Origin of the sequence: Vibrio sp. SCSIO 43153 (genome assembly GCF_023716625.1) — a bacterium.
Taxonomy (GTDB): Bacteria; Pseudomonadota; Gammaproteobacteria; order Enterobacterales; family Vibrionaceae; genus Vibrio; species Vibrio rotiferianus.
Map to the genome: position 1 here is coordinate 190,418 of NZ_CP071855.1, position 19,367 is coordinate 209,784.

The window sequence follows — 19,367 nt, forward strand, 5'->3', positions numbered from 1 at the left end:
TCTTGTATTTGGACAAAGGGTATGAGTAAGTTTTATCCGGTTCTCGATATGAAGGCAAAGGTTAGACAATTAAGTGCTTATTTTAAATCATGAGTTTAACGTTATTGGTCCGGTATGTGATTAGCGCTTTCTAGTATGAAATGTTTTATGAGTAAATTAGCATGATTCCGTTTAATAAACCGGCAGTGTCTGGAAAAGAAATTCATTACATTCAAGAAGCGATTCTTGGTCAAAAGCTGTCAGGAGACGGGTATTTTGCGAAAAAATGTGAGCAGTGGTTTGCCGAAAAAAGTTCGAGTCTGAAGACGCTCCTAACCCCTTCTTGCACTCATGCATTAGAAATGGCTGCATTGCTTTTAGATTTGAGTGAAGGGGATGAGGTAATCATGCCTAGCTATACCTTTGTCAGTACTGCAAATGCTTTTGTATTGCGTGGGGCAAAGGTCGTCTTTGTTGATATTCGACCTGACACAATGAACATTGACGAAAAGCTAATTGAGTCGGCTATAACAGAAAAGACTAAGGCGATCGTTCCTGTCCATTATGCTGGTGTTGCTTGCGAAATGGATGCAATCATGTCTATTGCAGAAAAGTATGGCTTGTTTGTAATCGAAGATGCCGCTCAAGGAATGATGTCAACCTACAAAGGCCGCCCTTTGGGTTCTATTGGTCATTTAGCAGCTTTTAGTTTTCATGAAACTAAAAATTACACCAGCGGTGGGGAAGGTGGATTACTTTTGATAAATGATGATCGATTTATCAAAAGAGCTGAAATACTAAGAGAAAAAGGCACAAACCGTAGTCAGTTTTTTAGAGGTGCTGTGGATAAGTACACTTGGGTCGATTTAGGAAGCAGCATGCTTCCAAGTGAGATCCAAGCTGCTTATTTGTGGGCTCAACTAGAAAGTGCAGAGGATATTAATCACAAGCGCCTTGAGATTTGGAGGGGATATTACAATTCTTTCAATGCATTACGTAGTCAAGGCAACGTATCTCTTCCATTAGTTCCTGAACAATGTGCGCACAATGCCCATATGTTTTATCTAAAGTTAAGCTCTTTAGAAGAGAGAGAACGTTTCATTGAGTATCTCAAAGCGAATGATGTGATGGCTGTTTTTCACTACGTCCCTCTCCACTCTTCTCCTGCAGGGGAAAAATTTGGCCATTTTCACGGGAGTGACAACTACACGACATCTGAAAGTGAAAGACTGGTAAGATTGCCGCTTTATTATTCAATGACTGAGCAAGAACAACGACAAGTCATTGAGACCGTGTTTTCTTATTTTATAAAGAGTTAGCAATGTTCGAAAACAAACACCTATTCATCATTTCTGGTGCTGACTTCTTTTTTTACCTTTATGCAGAAGCTTTAATCAAAAAAGCAGGGGTTTTACCTGAAAACATTGTAGCACTTGTTTTTGAAGTCGATGGTAAAGGGAAAGAGTCACAAATACCCGTATCAAAAGTTACGTATTTAGATGCTTCTGAAGAGTTGTTAAGCCAGGCAATAACTGCTCAAACAGTAACGTTTATGTCTCTGAACCGATTTAACTCACCCTATATGAAAAAGGTTCTTCAGTTAGATGCTGGCATGAAAGATAAAATGTGTGTCTTTTTAACTGATGACGAGGTCGATCGCTGGGAAATTTGTTATAAGAATAAGGGAGACATTCAACCTGACCTCAAGCTTCATATAGCAGAAGATGACTTGTTTTGCTTGACTCAAATAGATCGTTTTATTGGCCATGAAAAAACGTTTAAGCCTAAGCTTGATCGCCTGCTAAATCGAGATGTTGGCTTCATAGATGCAAGTGTGATTTTTGAAACGTTGCCATGTGATTCAGCTCATTATTTGGCTCAGGCAGAGATGAGTTGCCAAGGGTGGGCGCGTAATGAAAAGCGTATCTTAGTCGGAACGAAGCAAAAGGCATTTTCTTGTTCTGAAATTAGAAAGTTCTTGCAAGCTCTTGGAAAAAACAAAAAAGCAAAAGACTTCAAATTACTAATCATGTGGCACAAAAAGTCTCGTTGGCAGAGAGCTCTCACGGACTTATATTTGATCTGGCTAAGAAACGTTAAACGCCAAGCTTTTGATGTTAGTTATGTCACGGCTATTAACCCCATAGCTTATACTTCTCTAGTAATGTCATGCTCTCACATATTGCTCCAACGCAGAGGGGGCGCGAGTACAGTAAGGCCCTATATCAAGAACGGTTATGGGGCTGTTTGTATCGAAAAAGGTACGCCCAATCATTACGGTTTCAAATCAGCATTGGATCTAGATATTTTGGAATACAGCTCCTTTGATGAGTTAGTTGAAAAACTTGTAGGGCAACAAGTTGATATTACGTCTAATGCTGAAGCAACAAAAATTGAAGAATTGCGATCAATAAAAGTTCTATCGCAAACATATTCATAAAAAAGTAGGTCTCAATTATGTTAAACGGTAAATCGGTACTTATCACAGGTGGTACTGGCTCATTTGGTAAACAATTTATCAAGACTATTCTAGAGCGCTTCCCTGAAGTGAAAAAAATCATAATATTTTCTAGAGATGAGCTAAAGCAGTTCGAGCTCAAACAAAAGTATCCGAGACATGACTTCCCACAATTACGTTTTTTCATCGGTGACGTCCGAGATCAACAGCGAATGATTCAAGCTTGTGAAGGTGTTGACGTGATCATTCATGCAGCAGCGATCAAGCAGGTAGATACGGCTGAATACAACCCAACAGAATGTATCCGAACTAACGTGGATGGCGCAGAGAATGTTATTCATGCAGCACTGCAATGCGGCGTTAAAGATGTTGTAGCTCTATCAACAGATAAGGCGTGTGCGCCAATTAACCTTTATGGAGCGACCAAACTTGCTTCAGATAAGCTGTTTGCCGCGGCAAATAACATCAAAGGTTCGAAAGATATCCGTTTCAGTGTAGTGCGTTATGGCAACGTAATGGGTTCTCGTGGTTCAGTGATTCCATTCTTTTTGAACAAACGTGCAGAAGGTGTTTTACCGATCACTCATGAAGAGATGACTCGCTTTAATATCTCATTGCAAGATGGCGTGAACATGGTGATGTATGCTTTAGAAAACCACCTCGGTGGAGAAATCTTTGTACCAAAGATTCCATCATACAAAATTTTGGATGTAGCCAAAGCGGTTGCACCTAAATGCGAAACTAAGGTTGTTGGTATTCGCCCAGGTGAAAAGCTCCATGAAGAAATGATTACGGATACAGACTCTCTAAATACGATCGATCTTGGCAAATACTACGCAATTCTGCCTTCTGTATCGTTCACTTATACAGAGCAAGAATATATCGAACACCACAAAGCTGAAAAAGTACCATTTGGTTTTAAATACAACTCAGGTACGAACACAGAGTGGGAAAGTATTGAAAGCCTACGCGAGCTAATTAAAGAGCACGTTGATCCGAACTTTACAGTGTGAGAACAGTTGTGATTCCTTACGGTAAGCAAGATATTAATCAACAAGACATTGATAGTGTAGTTGATGTTTTGAAGTCGGACTTTCTGACTCAGGGGCCTCAAGTGCCAGCGTTTGAGCAAGCGCTCATTGATCATACTGGTGCGAGTTATGCACTGGCGGTGAATAGTGCGACGTCAGCATTACACATCGCTTGTCTTGCTTTAGGTTTAGGGGAAGGAGATTGGCTTTGGACTTCTCCTATCACCTTTGTAGCGTCAGCAAACTGTGGTTTATATTGTGGTGCAAAGATCGATTTCGTTGATATTGATCCGAGCACTTACAATATGTGTCCAAAGCGCCTTGAGGAAAAGCTAATCAAAGCGAAAGCTGAAGGTAAGCTTCCAAAAGTCGTTGTGCCTGTTCATTTATGTGGTCAACCATGCGATATGGTGGCGATCGCTAGACTGGCAAAAGAGTATAACTTCAAAATTATTGAAGATGCTTCCCATGCAATCGGCGGCAAATATCAAGGCTTACCGATAGGGAATTGCGAATATTCGGATATCACGGTCTTTAGTTTTCATCCTGTTAAAATTGTAACGACAGCTGAAGGTGGCGCAGCAATGACCAACCAGAAAGCTTTATCTGACAAGATGACTTTGCTTCGCAGCCATGGCATTACTCGTGACCTTGAGAAAATGGAGGGTGAAAGCCATGGTGGTTGGTACTACCAACAGGTCGATTTAGGCTTTAACTACCGCATGACAGAGCTTCAAGCGGCACTGGGTGTGTCTCAGATGCAACGCTTAGACGATTTTATTGCCGCTCGCCATCACCTTGCAGATCGTTACAATAGACTATTGAAGTCTTTACCTGTGGTATTGCCATATCAATTGGAAAACACCTACTCGGGCCTTCACCTTTATGTAATTCGTTTGCAGTTGGATAAGATCTCTTTAACACACAAAGAGGTGTTTGACGCACTGAGAGACAAAGGTATTGGAGTGAACTTGCACTATATTCCAGTCCACACTCAACCTTACTATGAAAAAATGGGTTTCAGTGAAGGTGATTTTCCGGAATCTGAGCGTTATTATCGTGAGGCTATTTCTCTTCCTATGTTCCATGCGATGAGTGAAGAGCAGCAAGATACAGTTGTTCAAGTGCTAACAGAAATATTGCAGGGGCACTAATGAAAGTTGCGATTATTCCAGCGCGTGGTGGTAGTAAACGTATCCCACGTAAGAATATTAAGGAATTTAATGGCAAGCCGATTATTGCCTACTCAATTGAAGCAGCCCTTGAGTCAGGCTGTTTCGATAAAGTCGTGGTTTCTACTGACGATCAAGAAATAGCTGATGTTGCTTTGCAGTACGGGGCAGAAGTCCCATTTATTCGCCCTGAAGCGGTCTCAAATGACTATGCGACTACGGCGGATGTCATTTTACATGCACTTGATTGGTTTGAAGAGCAAGCCATTTCTATAGAGTATATTTGCTGCATCTATGCTACAGCGCCATTTATTGCTATTGAAGACATTCAGTTAGCCTATCAAATGCTCCTGAAAGATCCTGCAGCAAACTACTGTTTTCCTGTGTGTGAATTTCCTTTCCCAATTCAGAGAGGCGTTAAGTTAACTGCTGGCAATCGAGTTGAAATGTTTCAACCAGAACATTTTAATACTCGCTCTCAAGATTTAGAGACTGGCTACCACGATATAGGGCAGTTTTATTGGGGTAAACCAAAGGCATATCGAGATAATATTCCAATGTTTTCAAATACGGCGATTGCCTTGCCTGTATCAAGAAATCGGGTGGTAGACTTGGATACCCAAGAAGATTGGGAATTTGCTTTGCTTCTATCTAAAGCGTTACAAGGAAGTTGAGCATTGTTAGTCGGTATTCGGGTTGACGCTTCTCTGAAAATGGGAACGGGCCATACATTCAGAATGTTAACGCTGGCTAGTAGATTAAAGCAAAAAGGGCATGAAATAGTCTTCATTAGTCGTCGACTCAAAGGAAACCTGATTGCTTTAGTCAAAGAAAAGCACTCCGTAATAGAGTTGCCGGAACCTGATGTTGATTTTGTTCCTAGCACACACTGCGGACACGCAGCTTGGTTAGAAGTCTCGTACGATCAAGAAATCACTCAAACGCGAGACGCTCTAACTTCATACCTAAAAAGTAAAGGGCGAAGCCAACTGGATTGGCTTGTCATCGATCACTATGCAATTGAGAAGGATTTTCAATTAGCGCTTAAGCCGCATAGCAAGGACATTCTACAAATTGATGACTTAGCTGATCGGCAACATATATGCGATGTATTGCTAGACCAAAATTTCTATCGTTCAGGCGAGGCTCGCTATGACGGTCTTCTCCCAACAGAAAGTTTACGTCTATGTGGTCCTAGGTATGCGTTGCTTCGGGAAGAGTTTGCTGTGTCGCGACGTAACCTTCCAGCTTATCAATCAAGATTAATGCAGAAAAAAGTCGTTTTGTTTTTTGGTGGTGTAGACATTGCCAACGAAACAGAGAAAGCTTTAAAAGGCCTTTTAAGTGTAGATAGTGACGACTCTTTTGACGTTATTATTGGGATGAACAATCCTCATAGAGAAGCGCTTACGGCACTGTGTAAAAAACATCTGGATAGAGTGACTCTCCACATCCAAGTAGAGAACATGATGGACTTCTTTTCATCAGCGTATCTCTACATCGGCGCAGTTGGCGCTACTACATGGGAGCGATGTGTATTGGCACTTCCTGGGATAGTATGTTCAGTTGCGGATAACCAAAAAGATCTAGCAATAAATTTACATCAAATAGGGGGGCATCATTATTTAGGTTTAAATACAGACCTAACTTCTAGTGATTATGCCAATGCCTATAAGCTTTTTAGCTCGGAGCCTGCATTACTTCATACTCAATCTAAATTATGCGCTGAGCTTATTGATGGTAAAGGCTGCGAAAGAGTTGTTAAACAGTTAGAAGAGATCTCAAGAAATGACTACATTTAGTATTCGCCTAGCTACCAATGAAGATAAATGGATGGTATTAGATTGGCGCAACCACCCAGACGTTAGGGCGGTGATGCTGACCAATCATGTCATTCAGCCTGAGGAGCACTCAACATGGTGGGATACTACGTTAGCTTCCGAAGATCGATGTTTGCTCATACTAGAACGATTGGGTCAGCCTGTTGGTGTAATTATATTTAATCGAATAGATCAAATAAAGAAAACAGCATGGTGGGCTTTTTATTTAGATAACGCCAGCTTGGAAAAAGATAATAAGATAGAGATATGGTTTGAAGCTGAAAAGTTAGCGCTGGACTACGCTGGCAACACTCTAAATCTGCACGAGATGTATGGAGATGTGGTAGATGAAAACGAAGCTGTTTTTGAGTTGCATAAAAAGTTTGGATTTGAGGAGTGTGAACCACCTGCTGGTCTCGTCGAGACAAACCGTCCAATACGCTACCTAAAATACACGTGGACAAAGAATAAACCAGATTTAAGATCAAGGCTTTATCTCTGTGCTTCGCATAATACGGACTTCTTGACTGATGCATTGTGTCGAAAAAGTGGTCATTATCCTCAGTTTCCTTATCAAATAAAGAAGCTTGAGTTTGGACGTTATCAACTAGACTTATTGGACGAGTCCAATGTGGAGTTGAATCATCAAGACTCTTGTTATGTTTTTTTAGAGCGTATAGAAGATCTTTTTCCTGATATTTATACATTGCCAACGGAGTCCTCTCTTCTAGAGACAGAGAAGCGTATTGCAGAGTATCTCTCTTTTATTCGACAAATTGCAACTCGTGGTAATAACAAAGTATATGTCGCTGATTTCTGCCTTCAAAAGGGTTTTCCTTATTCCTTAGAAGAGCAGTTTACAGGTTCAAAACTCCAGCGTTTAGTTGGGGAATGGAATGATTCTCTTCAAGCACTTAAAGCTGAAAACCTTATTGAAATCGTTCCATATTCTCAGGTCATCCAACGAGTCGGACACTCCTTTTCAAATAAATATTGGTATATGGCACGAGCGCCTTTCTCTATTCAGTGTTTGGAAGCTTACAGTCAGGCTATTTTAGGTAGTGTATTCGCATCACAAGCACTATCAGCTAGAGCTTTGATTCTAGATTTAGATAATACACTTTGGCAGGGAGTTATCGGTGATGATGGGTTGGAAGGTATTGCATTAGGTGGGGATTACCCAGGTAATATCTATAAGGAGCTCCAATCACTTTTCCTCGCCTTGAAAGAGCGTGGTATCTTACTTACCATTTGTAGTAAGAACACAGAGCAAGTAGCGTTAGATGCCATTGAGTCTCACCCCGAGATGCGCTTAAGGAAAGGTGATTTTGTTGCTCATCGTATTAACTGGGTACCAAAATCTCAGAACATAAAAGAGTTGGCTCAAGAATTAAATCTTGGCGTTCAATCTCTCTGCTTTATTGACGATAATCCAGTTGAACGTGCGGAAGTTCGCCGTAACGTCCCAGGTATTTTTGTTCCTGAATTACCTGAAGACCCAGCAGATTGGTATGACTATATCTGTTACTTACCTGAGCTCTACGTTGCTCAAATCAATGAATCGGATAAGCGTCGGGCAGAGCTTTATAAAAAGCGAGTTGATATTCAGAAAGCTCAGGCTAACTTTGCTGATAGAACTGAGTTTTTAGCAAGCTTGGAAATGGATGTCCGCATTGAGCCATTAAGTGAGTCAAACTTTGATAGAACTTACCAGCTCTTTAGCAAAACGAATCAGTTCAACACGACGACTATACGTTACAGCAAAGAGGAGCTGCAGAGGTGGCTCGGATCGAGTCAGCACCAAGTTTTGCATGTTCAAGTAAAAGATAAGTACTCAAGTGAGTATGAAGGTGTTGCTGCGCTAGTCATCATTTGTGATAACAAAAAATGGGTTATCGATAACTTTGTAATGTCGTGTCGAGTGATGGGTAGAGATATTGAAAATGTGATTCTTGAACAGCTTATCCATCAAGCGAAAGCTATCAACATAAGCTCAGTTATTGGGCGTTACGTTAAGAGTCAAAAAAACATACCAGTGGAACATTTATACTCAAAGAACGACTTTGAAAAGCAGAATGATGATTGCTGGCTATTTGATTTGGATAATAAGTCATTACCTGAAAGAACAGAAGTTATGAAGTTACATTGGAATATGTAAGAGTATGAGTATGAATTCAAATACAATGTTTTCCGCTTTAGGTGTCTTGTATATTGACCATTATACAGTCACAACTAGAGACTTAATGGATACACTTAAAGATCTCTTATCGATCCCTAATACAAAGTTACTCCGTGGGCCAGGCGAAGATCTTAATCGCAATGCGCTTTATGCATTCGTTGAGCTCAATGGGATGGGAGTTGTAGAAATCCTATCGCCAACTAATGATAACTCTCCAATTACTGAGCACGCGAGTTCTGGAGGTGGGGCATATAACCTTTGCTATACAGTGCAAGATTTAGATAGCGCAATTAAAATTGCGGAAGAGAGATTTGACGCCGTACTTGTTGAATCACCAAAAGTCGAGGTTGCCTTTGATGGTCGGAGATCAGCATTCTTAAAGCACCCATCACATGGACTTTTCAAGTTGCTGGAAAGTCTCCCTAGTTCAATTGCTTTTGATATTCCTCACCTTCAAAGTGATGAGCAATGCGTGCAAAAAGATAAATTACTGGCAATTTATAATAATGTAGTTGGCGATAGAGAAACAGAGTTCAACAAAGTAAATATGAAAAGCTGCGCTGAGTGGGATTCATTTAAGCATTTACTTCTCATGATGGAAGTTGAAAAACAGTTCGAATTGAAAATACCAGCAGCAGACATGTCCTCTTTAAATTCATTAGAAAAGATAGACGCTTACCTGTCGAAAAAGTAAAGGCAATTATGAAGATAGCAAACCGACAAATTGGTCAAGGACACAAGCCATACATTATCGCAGAAATGTCTGGTAATCATAATGGTGACATCAATCGAGCAATTGCACTGATCAAGGCTGCGAAAGAAGCGGGTGCAGATGCCGTCAAGTTACAAACATACACAGCCGATACGATTACAATTAACCACGATAGTGAAGAGTTTATGATTCGTGGGGGGCTTTGGGATGGCGCTAAGCTTTATGATTTGTATGAGCAAGCACATACACCTTGGGAGTGGCACAAGACATTATTTGATGCAGCTGAAGAAGTTGGTATAACAATTTTCAGCTCTCCTTTCGATCATACAGCAGTCGATTTTTTGGAAAGTTTGAATGCACCAGCGTACAAAATTGCCTCATTTGAGTTGATTGATCTTCCTTTAATTAGAAAAGTTGCTTCCACAGGGAAGCCTATGATCATGTCAACTGGAAATGCGAACTTAGGCGAGATAGAAGAAGCTGTAGCAGCGGCGAAAGCGGCAGGGGCACAGGATATCGTCTTGCTACACTGTACCAGTGGTTACCCAACGCCAGCTTCTCAGGCGAACATCTCGACAATGGCAGTAATGCGTGATGGCTTTGGGGTAGAGGTTGGATTGTCAGATCATACGATGGATATCGGCGTGTCTGTAGCAGCGGTAGCATTGGGCGCATGTGTTATTGAAAAGCACTTTACTTTATCGCGCGCAGATGGTGGTGTAGATTCGGCATTTTCTCTTGAAAAAGAGGAGCTTAAATCTTTAGTGGTAAATTGCACCATGGCTTATGAAGCTATTGGTAAGCCAAATTTTGTTAGCACGGAGGCAGAGCTTCAGACTAAATGTCATCGCCGTTCTTTGTATGTAGTAAAAGATATTAAACAAGGTGAGATCTTCACGGAAGAACATGTTCGGTCCATACGTCCTGGTAATGGAATATTACCTAAGTTCTTAGATGAAGTTCTTGGGAGTACAGCAACGGTAGACTTGAAGTTTGGAACACCTTTAAGCTTCTCCCACTACCAAAAGTAACAGAAAGAAAAATCGCCGGTCTGACCGGCGATTTTTATAGTTTTGTCTCAATAACACCTATCTTTTCAAATGCTTTCTTTATTCTCTGTTCTCGATCTTTGATCAAAGTATTTTCTGAAATATGTGGAGAGCTTAAGTTGTAGACAGGCATACCAGTATAGAGGAGTGATGCTGTGTATTGAACTGTTGATAAAACCCCAACCAAACCAGAAAGCATTATCTTCTTATCGATTAGCTCAATCTCAAGTGGAAATTCGCTGTAATGGTAAGTAACGTTTGGAATTTCTAAAATTCTATTTTTAATCTCTTCAGTTTCGGTTCTATGAGGGAAGTAAATGATAGGCTTACTATACGTTTCCACAAAGTGCTTTATTTCATTTACATACTCATCAATGGTTTTTCGTCTTTTGTGGCCAATCGCACCCTGACCAATAAAACCAATTGGGGCATTAGGATTGAATAAGTTTGTAATTTTGAATCTATCTTTTAATACAGAAAGTGAATTTTTTATAATGACATGTTCTGGGTTTGGAATGTCAAAGATAGTGAATATTTCCAAGTTACTACTTTGTTCAAGTTTACCTATAGGCTTCAGACCATTTAGACGTATCATGATGTCCTGAATAAACCTAGGTCTAAAATAAGTACTTTTATGGCGAATTTCTTCTTCATACTCGTTAATGGTTAATGTGCCATCATCAAAGTAAACTTCAGTATTTATAATAAGATTTTTTAGGATTAATTTTGTTCTCCATGCATTATATTCAGCATGAAAGAAATAGCTTATGAACTTATCGTTACAGATTTTTTTTATTTTTTTTATTGCAATCGGTACTTGTTTGCTTCTATTGGTTCTTGGGATTTGGATGATATAATCCCATTCATTTTGGTCTAATAGTTTGCCTTGCTGCGATATCCCAGGTTCAGAGTCCTGGTCGACAAGCAGTAATATATTATTCTGGCAAGCGTATTCTCTCTTGGCCTCTAAGGCACAAATATATTGAAATGGTGAAGTTACTAAAAACAAGTTCACTTTAGACTCCTCTGCAACAATCTTTTATTGCGAGTGTATTAATACTAGTCGACAAAATGTTTACCATTCATATCACCAATAACTTTTGCTGGGTTTCCCCCTAGATATGAGGAACCTTGGTACTCTTTTCCTGTCAACACAGCACCCGCAGCCACTATCGTATTAGTGTTTACCCTTGTTCCTTTCAATACTGTGGTTCGCGTTCCAAACCAGGCCTGCTTTGCGATATATATTGGCTTGTCTTTATTCACCTGCAATGAAGTAGAGTTATCAATAATGGGATGAAAGTCGGTATCCATAAACAAGCTCTGCCATGATATCAAGTTGTGCCCTTCAAAATGAATTCTGTCCTTACATATAATCGTGACATCGCCTGTAAAGTTACAATAGCTTCCAAAAAAAAGGTGTCCATCAACATGTAATTTACTGCCAACACCGATTTTGACATTCTTAGAGAAAGAGACTTGACCGCTTTTACTGAGATTCCATATAAATCTAGCTCTGGTACTATCGATGGTTTGAATTTTCCCGAAACCTAGTCGAACTCTTGCAAAAGAAGGTTCATTTATAAGTGCCACTTTCCCACTTAATGACTCAAACTTTGTTTTATGACATACGATAATGGGCAGTTTAATAGCCTGGCTGAACGGTAAGTAATAGAAATTAAACAATAAGGTTTTTGGAATAGCTCTAATGTAATAGTACAGTTTGCTAACTAATTTCATTTTTATATATTCTTATAAACAAAGTTGAGGGTCCTTGAAATAGAGCCTTGAAAATCGCTTACAAATTCTTTTAGCTCCTGCTGGTGATTTATAGACATCTCTTTGTCGGTGAGTAGTTCACCAATTGTGTCGGCAATTTCGACATCATTAGATGATATCTTGATTAGCTTTCTTTTAATCAATTCAGGGACAACCTCATTGAAGTTATAGTAACTCGGCCCGTTAACAATAGGAATGCCTAGCGCTGCTGGCTCTAAAACGTTATGACCACCGACTTTCTCTCCAATTAAACTGCCGCCCATAAAGCATGCATCGGAAGCTTGTAGCAAAGTCAGCATTTCACCCATTGTATCAGCTAGGTAGACTTGAGTTTGTGGCGTGATTTGTGTGCATTGAGATCGCCTCTCACTAGTAAATCCAGACTTAGTAATCAAATCACTCACATGCTCAAATCGTTCGGGGTGGCGAGGGACAATGATAAGAAGCGCACTTGGTATATGTTTTAGCAACTTAGAGTGTGCTGAAAGTACGATTTCATCCTCTTTGGGGTGAGTGCTCGCAGCAATCCAAACCGGTCTGTTTTCACCAATTCCAGCTCTCAGATGGTTCCCTTCGGTGATTGCATTTTCAGGAATTTTTAAATCGAATTTAATGGACCCAGTCACGGCTAGTTTATCTTGAGGCACTCCTAGCTCTGCGAAATGAGCTTCATCAGATGCTGATTGGCAAAGAAGTTTATCTAAGCAAGGAATCATAAGATTGAAGAGTGGTTGAACCCTCTTATAGTGACTGCAAGATTTCTTTGATAGACGTGCATTGACAACCGTAATTGGGATTCCTGCCTTATGAACAGTATTAAGCGTATTTGGCCAAAGTTCAGTTTCAATGATTAACATTTGCTTCGGCTGAATCGCTCTTAAAAAACCTTTTATTGCGAAGCTGAAGTCAATTGGCATGTATCTGTGCTCAACCAAGCTGCCCAGCTTAGAAATCTGTGCCGCACCTGTACTCGTTGTGGTAGTTACAACAACGACCTGTTCTGGATCTTTCTCTTTGATTGCTTTAATCAAAGGCGTTGCTGCTATGCTCTCACCCACTGACACCGCATGAATCCAGATAGGTTTTCCCTCTCGTTTTTGGGTTATTCGAGGAGTGAAACCAAAATGTTCTTTCCAACGAGAACCAAATGGGGGTTTATTGTTTTTTTTCTTGTAAAGCCCCATTAGTAAAAAAGGGGATACGATGAAAAGTAGTGCAGTATAGAAGGCTCGTATTAGCATGGTTCTACCGTTATCGCTTCTAACTTTTTGATACTGTTTAGGACCTGTTCAGGGCTTAGGTCGCTTAAGCACTTGAGGTGTTTAAACTGACATTCACGTTTAAAACAAGGTCGGCACTCAATGTCGGTGTGCACAATTTCGACTTTTTCCGCGAGGGGAGGCGTGTATTTAGGTGAGGTTGAACCATACACTGCTACCACATTACAGCCGACAGACGCTGCTACGTGCATTAAGCCAGAATCATTGCTTACAACTGTTTGGCAGGCTGATAGTAAATCAACAGCTTCAATTAAACTGGTGGCTCCAGCAAGAATATGAATGTTGTCCTTATACTTATCACTTACGTTAGATTTTATGTTCTCACAAGTTAACAAATCTTTTTTAGAACCAAACAGCCAGACATGTTGGCCTTCGCTTGCTTTTGCCTCAGCGACTTTAGCGTAGTGTGTTTCTGGCCACTTTTTGGCTGGCCCAAACTCAGCCCCAGGGCACAGACCTAGAACCGGAGTGTTTTGAGATAGTCCAAACTTTGCGATGGTATCTTGTAGTTGCGTTTCATCAACAGACAATTTAGGTCGAGGAAGGTTTTCAATCCCAGGAAGAGACGATGAGTCTTTCATTTCCGCCAGAGGGTAGGCTAGTGCAACATAACGTTCCACCATGAACTGGAATGACTTTTTATTCGGTCGAAGGTCATTGAGTAGGCCATAACGCATCTCTCCTCGCCACCCAGTTCTTGTTGGGATATTCGCGAACCAAGGTATCAGCGCAGACTTAGCTGAATTTGGTAGGACAAAAGCGTGGTCGTAACTGTTGGAACGTAGAGTTTTACCTAGCTCTCGACGCCCCCAGAAATTGAATTCACCATGACCAAGAGGCATTTCGATAGCTTGGTTAACTTCAGGCATCCTTTCTAGAATGGGTTTACACCAGCCAGGGGCCATCACATCGATAAGTACATCTGGGTGCGCTTGTTTGAGAGTGATATATAACGCCTGAGACATTACCATATCGCCAACCCATGACGGACCGATAACTAAAACCTTTTTCATTTTACGATCTTCTTCTTGAACTTTTCATGTTGGTAAGGGTTGCTTTCGGTTGGGTCTGGCCTATTTCTGAGTAATTGGAATATCCACATGTACTGAGTTGGGTCTTGAACCACTTCGTCTTCGATAAATGCGTTCATACGCCTAGCATCAACCAGTTCATCCCCTGATGGGAAGTCATACCAAGGTTCTTTTATCGATATTTCATATTGACCAGTGTTGATGTTAAATCGAGAAAATGTCGGAATAACAACTGCTTTGCTGAGTTTAGCTAATTTTCCCATGCCTGGTAAGGTCGCTTTTGGCACCCCAAAAAAGTCCACGAATACACTTAGCTCTCTACCGTGATCTTGGTCGGGTAGGTAATAGCCGAGAAAGCCTTCGCGAATAGACTTAAGGAATGGTTTTACGCCTAAGTCACGCTCATGAATGCGCCCACCAAACTGGACTCGTTGGCGGTACATCAACCAATCGCCGATAGGGTTTTTCTGTTTCTTTGCCATCGCCGCGACAGGCATACCTTTAGATGCAAGAAACACTGGCAAGATATCAATAGGCCATGAGTGAGGAGCAAGAAGTAAAATGTTGTACCCTTTCGCTTGTGCTTCTTCTAGATGCTCTAACCCATGAACCACCGTATTTTTTTCTAGGTATCTCTTTCCGAGTAAAGTGACTAGTGGAAAGTTAAGTAAGAAGGTGCCGGCGACGGTAAGTGTTTTTCGCAGTAGCTCTTCTTTTTCTTCATCACTTTTATCTGGAAAACATAAAGATAAGTTAACCCACACATTTAAAATCGTACTCTTACGTTTGTTTGCCAGTTTGTTGGCAATGAATCGAGCAATAGCGCGGTGAACTTTTAAAGGAAGCAAGCTAATTGGCAAAATAAAAAGTATGGCTAGCCAAAGCCCCCAATGTTTAGGGTGCAAAAAGGCCCATTGGAATTTGGGCTCATACTCATTAGAAGTAGTATTCATTTTAGTATTCATAACAAACGTTATTTATAAGGACAGAAGCTATTTGAATGACAACTGAGAGACATTATGAATTAAGCCTCAACTTTGGAAAATTGAGGCTTACTAAGTATCTATTACTTATTAATGATCGCCATATATTCAGCGACACCTTCGGCAACTGATTTGAACTCAACATCACAGCCAGCCGCACGAAGCTTAGTTAAATCAGCTTGAGTGAATTCTTGGTATGCGCCCTTTAGGTGCTCTGGGAATGGGATGGCTTGAATTTCCCCTTGCTTATGATGAGTAATTACTGCTTTCGCAACCTCTTCAAATGACTCTGCACGTCCTGTACCGCAGTTGTAAATACCAGATACACCATTTTCAAGGAACCATAAATTTACTTTACAAACGTCACCGACGTAGATGAAATCACGTTTAAAGTGCTCACTACCTTCGAATAGCTTAGGGTTTTCACCTGCGTTAATCTGGTTGTTTAGGTGGAAAGCAACCGAGGCCATGCTACCTTTATGATCTTCACGAGGGCCGTAAACGTTGAAATAACGAAAACCGGTAATCTGAGAAAGCTTTTCGCCGTGTTCTTCAGCATCGAGCCATAAACGACGTACGTAGTTATCAAATTGCTGCTTAGAGTAACCGTACACATTTAGCGCACCTTCATACTCAGCTTCTTCAATGAAAGTGTCTGTTTCGCCATAAGTGGCAGCAGAGGAAGCGTATAAGAATGGGATTTCTCTATCCAAACAGTAATGAAGTAGCTCTTTAGAGTACTCATAATTGTTTAGCATCATGTACTTACCATCCCATTCGGTAGTAGCAGAACATGCGCCTTCGTGGAATACAGCCTCAATAGGGCCAAAATCATCGCCAGCCATAACTTGAGTCAAGAAGTCATCACGATCCATGTAATCAGTGATATCTAAGTCAACTAAGTTTTTGAACTTTTTGCCGTTTTTTAAGTTGTCAACAACCAAGATATCATTGATGCCAGCTTCATTTAGTGCTTTAACAATGTTGCTGCCAATCATGCCAGCACCACCAGTTACGATGATCATAAAACATCCACCATAAATAACGAATAATACTTGATGATAACAGAGAATATCTGGAGTAGCGAGAATACGAAATTCAACAAAAGAGCAGTATTTACCTCAGTGCTTCTGTCTAGCTATTAACCGATAGGCTTACCTATCAAGCGGCATGAATGCATAGATTAGTCATTGAGCTTAATGCAGACGACTAGTTTTTCTGACTGGCAAGAGTGAATGTCTTTCGTGAGTAAGAAAGGATTTTTGCGTAAGCTAAAAATGCAAAAACAAAGAGGTAGAACATCACGTAATCCTCTATGTTATAAATTTCACCTAAAATTCCAATTCCTGCCAAGCCAGTTGCGAGCGTACATATGATTGCTAATGTTTGACGAGAGCTGAAACCAATTCGCTGCAAAATGTGGTGAATATGTTCACGGTCTGGTCGGAATGGTGAATCACCACGTTTGGCTCTGCGCACAACCACGGTAACCATATCCATCAATGGCACTGCAATTAACCACAAGGCCGTAACAGGGCGGATAGATGTTGTACTTGGTGTTTGGCTTGCACTTAGAAGCAGCCATATGACTGTAAAGCCGATCAGCATACTACCCGCGTCGCCCATGAAAATTTTCCAGCGTTTCCCTAATAGGCCAAGGTTCATAATGGTATAAGGCAGCATTGCGGTGACAATTAACAAGCAAAGGAAGCTCAGCCCTTTATGTGCATCTGAGCCCAAGAGGTAAGCAAGAGATAGGAAAGTTACGATAGATAATCCACCGAGTAGTCCATCAATACCATCGATCATGTTGAATGCATTGATGGCTGCAATTACGGCCAGTACGGTCAGTATTGGACTGATAAAACCGAGTTCTATGGAGCCTAAACCGAGAATATTGCCGAGTGAATGTAACTCAATACCAGCGATGTTTATCATTGCGATAGAGACAAGAGCTTGAATCACAAGGCGCAGCTTAAAGCTAACATCAAACTTATCGTCAAATGCGCCAATAACAGCCAGAATGCTGATACAAATAACGAACATATTGCTTTGCGGAACATCATGAGTTCTGAAGACAAGGTATTGTGCAAGCACAATACAAATAGACAAGCCACCTACTAATGGGAATGTCCCCTCATGAAGCTTTCGTTCATTAGGGCGATCTGCTAAGCCAATTGTTTTGGCAATTTTTCTCATAATCAGCTGAACAGCAAAAGAAAAGAGAAAAAGATAAAAGAGTTCTTCAAGCATAAAAATCGATAACCTAGCAGTCTTGGCGTCACGCGTCGCGAGACAATTTTAACGCAAAACTGTCCTCAGGTAAAAGTTACCCATGCATTAGATTTGTATCAATTATGTACTTATTATTCGTTATCATCTAGGTCGATATAAAATCTTCTGAAGATAAGTATTATTAATAAACTTATTGTTTAGGTCATAGTGCTCAGAAATCGGTAATCGTACTTTCTCAAATACGAAGTTTTACTTGTTGATGATGAAACTGTTCTGCGTGTTGTGTTAAATTAGCGCATAAATTGACTACTAACCGACACAAAATGACACTCTTTAACATCGCGATCATCTTGGTGTGCGTCCTAGGCATTTCGATAGGACAGATCTTATTCAAACTTGCCTCACCATATTTTCCTACAGCAATATCAATGGCCTCATTAACAGGTTTTGTTTTTAACAAGTACCTATTTTCTGCCTTGATCATATATGGATTGGCAACTGTTTTATGGGTTTATGCACTACGCTTAGTTCCTCTTTCTGTTGCTTATCCATTTATGGCATTAGCCTTTGTCATTGTTCCGTTATTAGGGATGCTGTTTTTAAATGAGCCTTTTCAATGGCGTACATTGTTTGGTACAGGCTTAATCATCTCTGGCCTACTGGTCATTGTTCGTTAAGGGGTTATATAAATGAAAGTCGCTGTTGCCATCCCGTGCTACAAAGTTAAATCTCACATTCTTTCAGTGATCGAAGGTATTGGAACTGAGGTTGATACAATTTACGTAGTAGATGATTGTTGCCCTGAGCAGTCAGGAAACTTTGTGATTGAAAACAACCAAGATGAGCGAGTTAAAGTACTTTGGCATTCTGAGAACCAAGGTGTCGGCGGTGCTATTGTCACGGCTTACCAACAGGCATTAGAAGATGACATGGATATTGTCGTGAAGGTAGATGGTGATGGACAGATGGACCCATCTTTGTTGCCTCACTTCATTGAACCTATCATTCAAGGCCGTGCTGATTACACGAAAGGCTCTCGATTCTTTACTCTTGAATCTCTTACGTCTATGCCATTTGTTCGTAAATTTGGTAACGCTGCACTCTCCTTTATCAATAAAGTCTCTAGTGGCTACTGGAACGTCATGGACCCAACAAATGGATATACCGCTATCCATGCCCAAGCATTGCGCTTAATGCCTTTAGAGAAGCTAAGTCGTCGCTACTTCTTCGAGAGTGATATGTTATTCCGTTTAGGAACGTTACGTGCAGTTGTACAAGATATTCCGATGGACGCGATTTATGGCGATGAGGTGAGTAACCTGTCAGTCAAAAAAGTACTTGTAGATTTCCCGCCACTTTATTTAAAAGCATTCTTCAAACGCGTGTTTTACAATTACTTCTTGCGTGACTTTAATGGTGCAAGCATGGAGTTAGTACTTGCTTTAGTGCTAATGATATTTGGAACGTTCTGGGGTGGAAGCCACTGGATTGGTTCAATTGTTAGTGGAGAAGAAGCAAGCACAGGTACTGTAATGCTAGCAGTATTGCCTATTATCATGGGTTTCCAGCTCCTTCTGAGCGCAATTGATCATGACATGACACATGTCCCAAGTAAGCCATTGCAACGCTGGTTTTCTGGTGCAAAGAAAAAGTAAGGGC

At 40.7% G+C, this 19,367-nt stretch carries 18 protein-coding genes; 11 read left to right on the forward strand and 7 right to left on the reverse strand.

Going from position 1 to position 19,367, the window contains the following annotated elements:
* The first annotated feature begins 161 nt into the window (after positions 1-161).
* The 9 genes from rffA (at position 162) to pseI (ending at position 10,382) form a co-directional block, all read left to right on the forward strand.
* Positions 162-1,298 carry a dTDP-4-amino-4,6-dideoxygalactose transaminase gene (gene rffA, locus J4N37_RS00875; protein ID WP_010445111.1) on the forward strand — a complete coding sequence of 379 codons (1,137 nt, stop codon included), beginning with the start codon at positions 162-164 and terminating at the stop codon, positions 1,296-1,298.
* 2 nt (positions 1,299-1,300) lie between these two features.
* A complete protein-coding gene (locus J4N37_RS00880; protein ID WP_252041473.1) occupies positions 1,301-2,419 on the forward strand; it encodes a hypothetical protein in 1,119 nt (372 codons plus the stop codon).
* A 17-nt stretch (positions 2,420-2,436) separates the two neighbouring features.
* Positions 2,437-3,450 carry a UDP-N-acetylglucosamine 4,6-dehydratase (inverting) gene (pseB, locus tag J4N37_RS00885; RefSeq protein ID WP_010445113.1) on the forward strand — a complete coding sequence of 338 codons (1,014 nt, stop codon included), beginning with the start codon at positions 2,437-2,439 and terminating at the stop codon, positions 3,448-3,450.
* Entirely contained in the window at positions 3,447-4,622 is a 1,176-nt protein-coding gene (gene pseC / locus J4N37_RS00890; protein ID WP_173399861.1) for a UDP-4-amino-4,6-dideoxy-N-acetyl-beta-L-altrosamine transaminase, read from the forward strand. The genes pseB and pseC overlap by 4 nt, the downstream gene beginning before the upstream one ends.
* A complete protein-coding gene (gene pseF, locus J4N37_RS00895; RefSeq protein WP_038883463.1) occupies positions 4,622-5,314 on the forward strand; it encodes a pseudaminic acid cytidylyltransferase in 693 nt (230 codons plus the stop codon). The genes pseC and pseF overlap by 1 nt, the downstream gene beginning before the upstream one ends.
* Before the next feature lie 3 nt (positions 5,315-5,317).
* Complete coding sequence (gene pseG / locus J4N37_RS00900) at positions 5,318-6,442, forward strand: UDP-2,4-diacetamido-2,4,6-trideoxy-beta-L-altropyranose hydrolase (RefSeq protein ID WP_010445116.1); 1,125 nt, start codon at positions 5,318-5,320, stop codon at positions 6,440-6,442.
* Positions 6,429-8,618, forward strand: a complete 2,190-nt coding sequence (locus tag J4N37_RS00905; RefSeq protein WP_252041475.1) for an HAD-IIIC family phosphatase — start codon at positions 6,429-6,431, stop codon at positions 8,616-8,618. Before pseG ends, J4N37_RS00905 begins: the two co-directional genes overlap by 14 nt.
* 10 nt (positions 8,619-8,628) lie before the next feature.
* Positions 8,629-9,333 (forward strand): hypothetical protein, encoded by a 705-nt coding sequence (locus tag J4N37_RS00910; RefSeq protein ID WP_252041477.1) that lies wholly within the window; start codon positions 8,629-8,631, stop codon positions 9,331-9,333.
* 65 nt (positions 9,334-9,398) lie between these two features.
* Positions 9,399-10,382: a pseudaminic acid synthase gene (gene pseI, locus J4N37_RS00915; RefSeq protein WP_407833100.1), complete on the forward strand. Its 984-nt coding sequence runs from the start codon at positions 9,399-9,401 to the stop codon at positions 10,380-10,382.
* A gap of 34 nt (positions 10,383-10,416) precedes the next feature.
* Here pseI and J4N37_RS00920 read toward each other — a convergent pair whose 3' ends face one another.
* The 7 genes from J4N37_RS00920 to wecA all read right to left on the reverse strand — a co-directional run bounded on the left by J4N37_RS00920 (position 10,417) and on the right by wecA (position 17,726).
* The gene (locus J4N37_RS00920) at positions 10,417-11,415 is read right to left on the reverse strand and encodes a glycosyltransferase 52 family protein (protein WP_071234860.1); all 999 of its coding nucleotides are present in this window, start codon (positions 11,413-11,415) and stop codon (positions 10,417-10,419) included.
* Positions 11,416-11,459: 44 nt separating this feature from the next.
* Positions 11,460-12,140: an acyltransferase gene (locus tag J4N37_RS00925; protein ID WP_083388891.1), complete on the reverse strand. Its 681-nt coding sequence runs from the start codon at positions 12,138-12,140 to the stop codon at positions 11,460-11,462.
* A 2-nt stretch (positions 12,141-12,142) separates the two neighbouring features.
* On the reverse strand, positions 12,143-13,420 hold the full coding sequence (gene waaA, locus J4N37_RS00930) for a lipid IV(A) 3-deoxy-D-manno-octulosonic acid transferase (RefSeq protein WP_252041479.1): 1,278 nt from the start codon (positions 13,418-13,420) through the stop codon (positions 12,143-12,145).
* Entirely contained in the window at positions 13,414-14,472 is a 1,059-nt protein-coding gene (gene waaF, locus J4N37_RS00935; RefSeq protein ID WP_252041481.1) for a lipopolysaccharide heptosyltransferase II, read from the reverse strand. Before waaF ends, waaA begins: the two co-directional genes overlap by 7 nt.
* Entirely contained in the window at positions 14,469-15,443 is a 975-nt protein-coding gene (locus tag J4N37_RS00940) for a lipid A biosynthesis (KDO)2-(lauroyl)-lipid IVA acyltransferase (protein WP_010445160.1), read from the reverse strand. The genes waaF and J4N37_RS00940 overlap by 4 nt, the downstream gene beginning before the upstream one ends.
* A gap of 113 nt (positions 15,444-15,556) precedes the next feature.
* Positions 15,557-16,498, reverse strand: coding sequence for an ADP-glyceromanno-heptose 6-epimerase (gene rfaD, locus J4N37_RS00945; RefSeq protein ID WP_010445162.1), 942 nt, complete (start codon positions 16,496-16,498; stop codon positions 15,557-15,559).
* Positions 16,499-16,682: 184 nt separating this feature from the next.
* Positions 16,683-17,726, reverse strand: a complete 1,044-nt coding sequence (gene wecA / locus J4N37_RS00950) for a UDP-N-acetylglucosamine--undecaprenyl-phosphate N-acetylglucosaminephosphotransferase (RefSeq protein WP_252041482.1) — start codon at positions 17,724-17,726, stop codon at positions 16,683-16,685.
* 305 nt (positions 17,727-18,031) lie between these two features.
* Between wecA and J4N37_RS00955 the strand changes: the two genes are divergently transcribed.
* The gene (locus J4N37_RS00955; RefSeq protein WP_072604294.1) at positions 18,032-18,385 is read left to right on the forward strand and encodes an SMR family transporter; all 354 of its coding nucleotides are present in this window, start codon (positions 18,032-18,034) and stop codon (positions 18,383-18,385) included.
* A 12-nt stretch (positions 18,386-18,397) separates the two neighbouring features.
* Positions 18,398-19,363 (forward strand): glycosyltransferase family 2 protein, encoded by a 966-nt coding sequence (locus tag J4N37_RS00960; RefSeq protein ID WP_252041484.1) that lies wholly within the window; start codon positions 18,398-18,400, stop codon positions 19,361-19,363.
* Positions 19,364-19,367 lie beyond the last annotated feature (4 nt).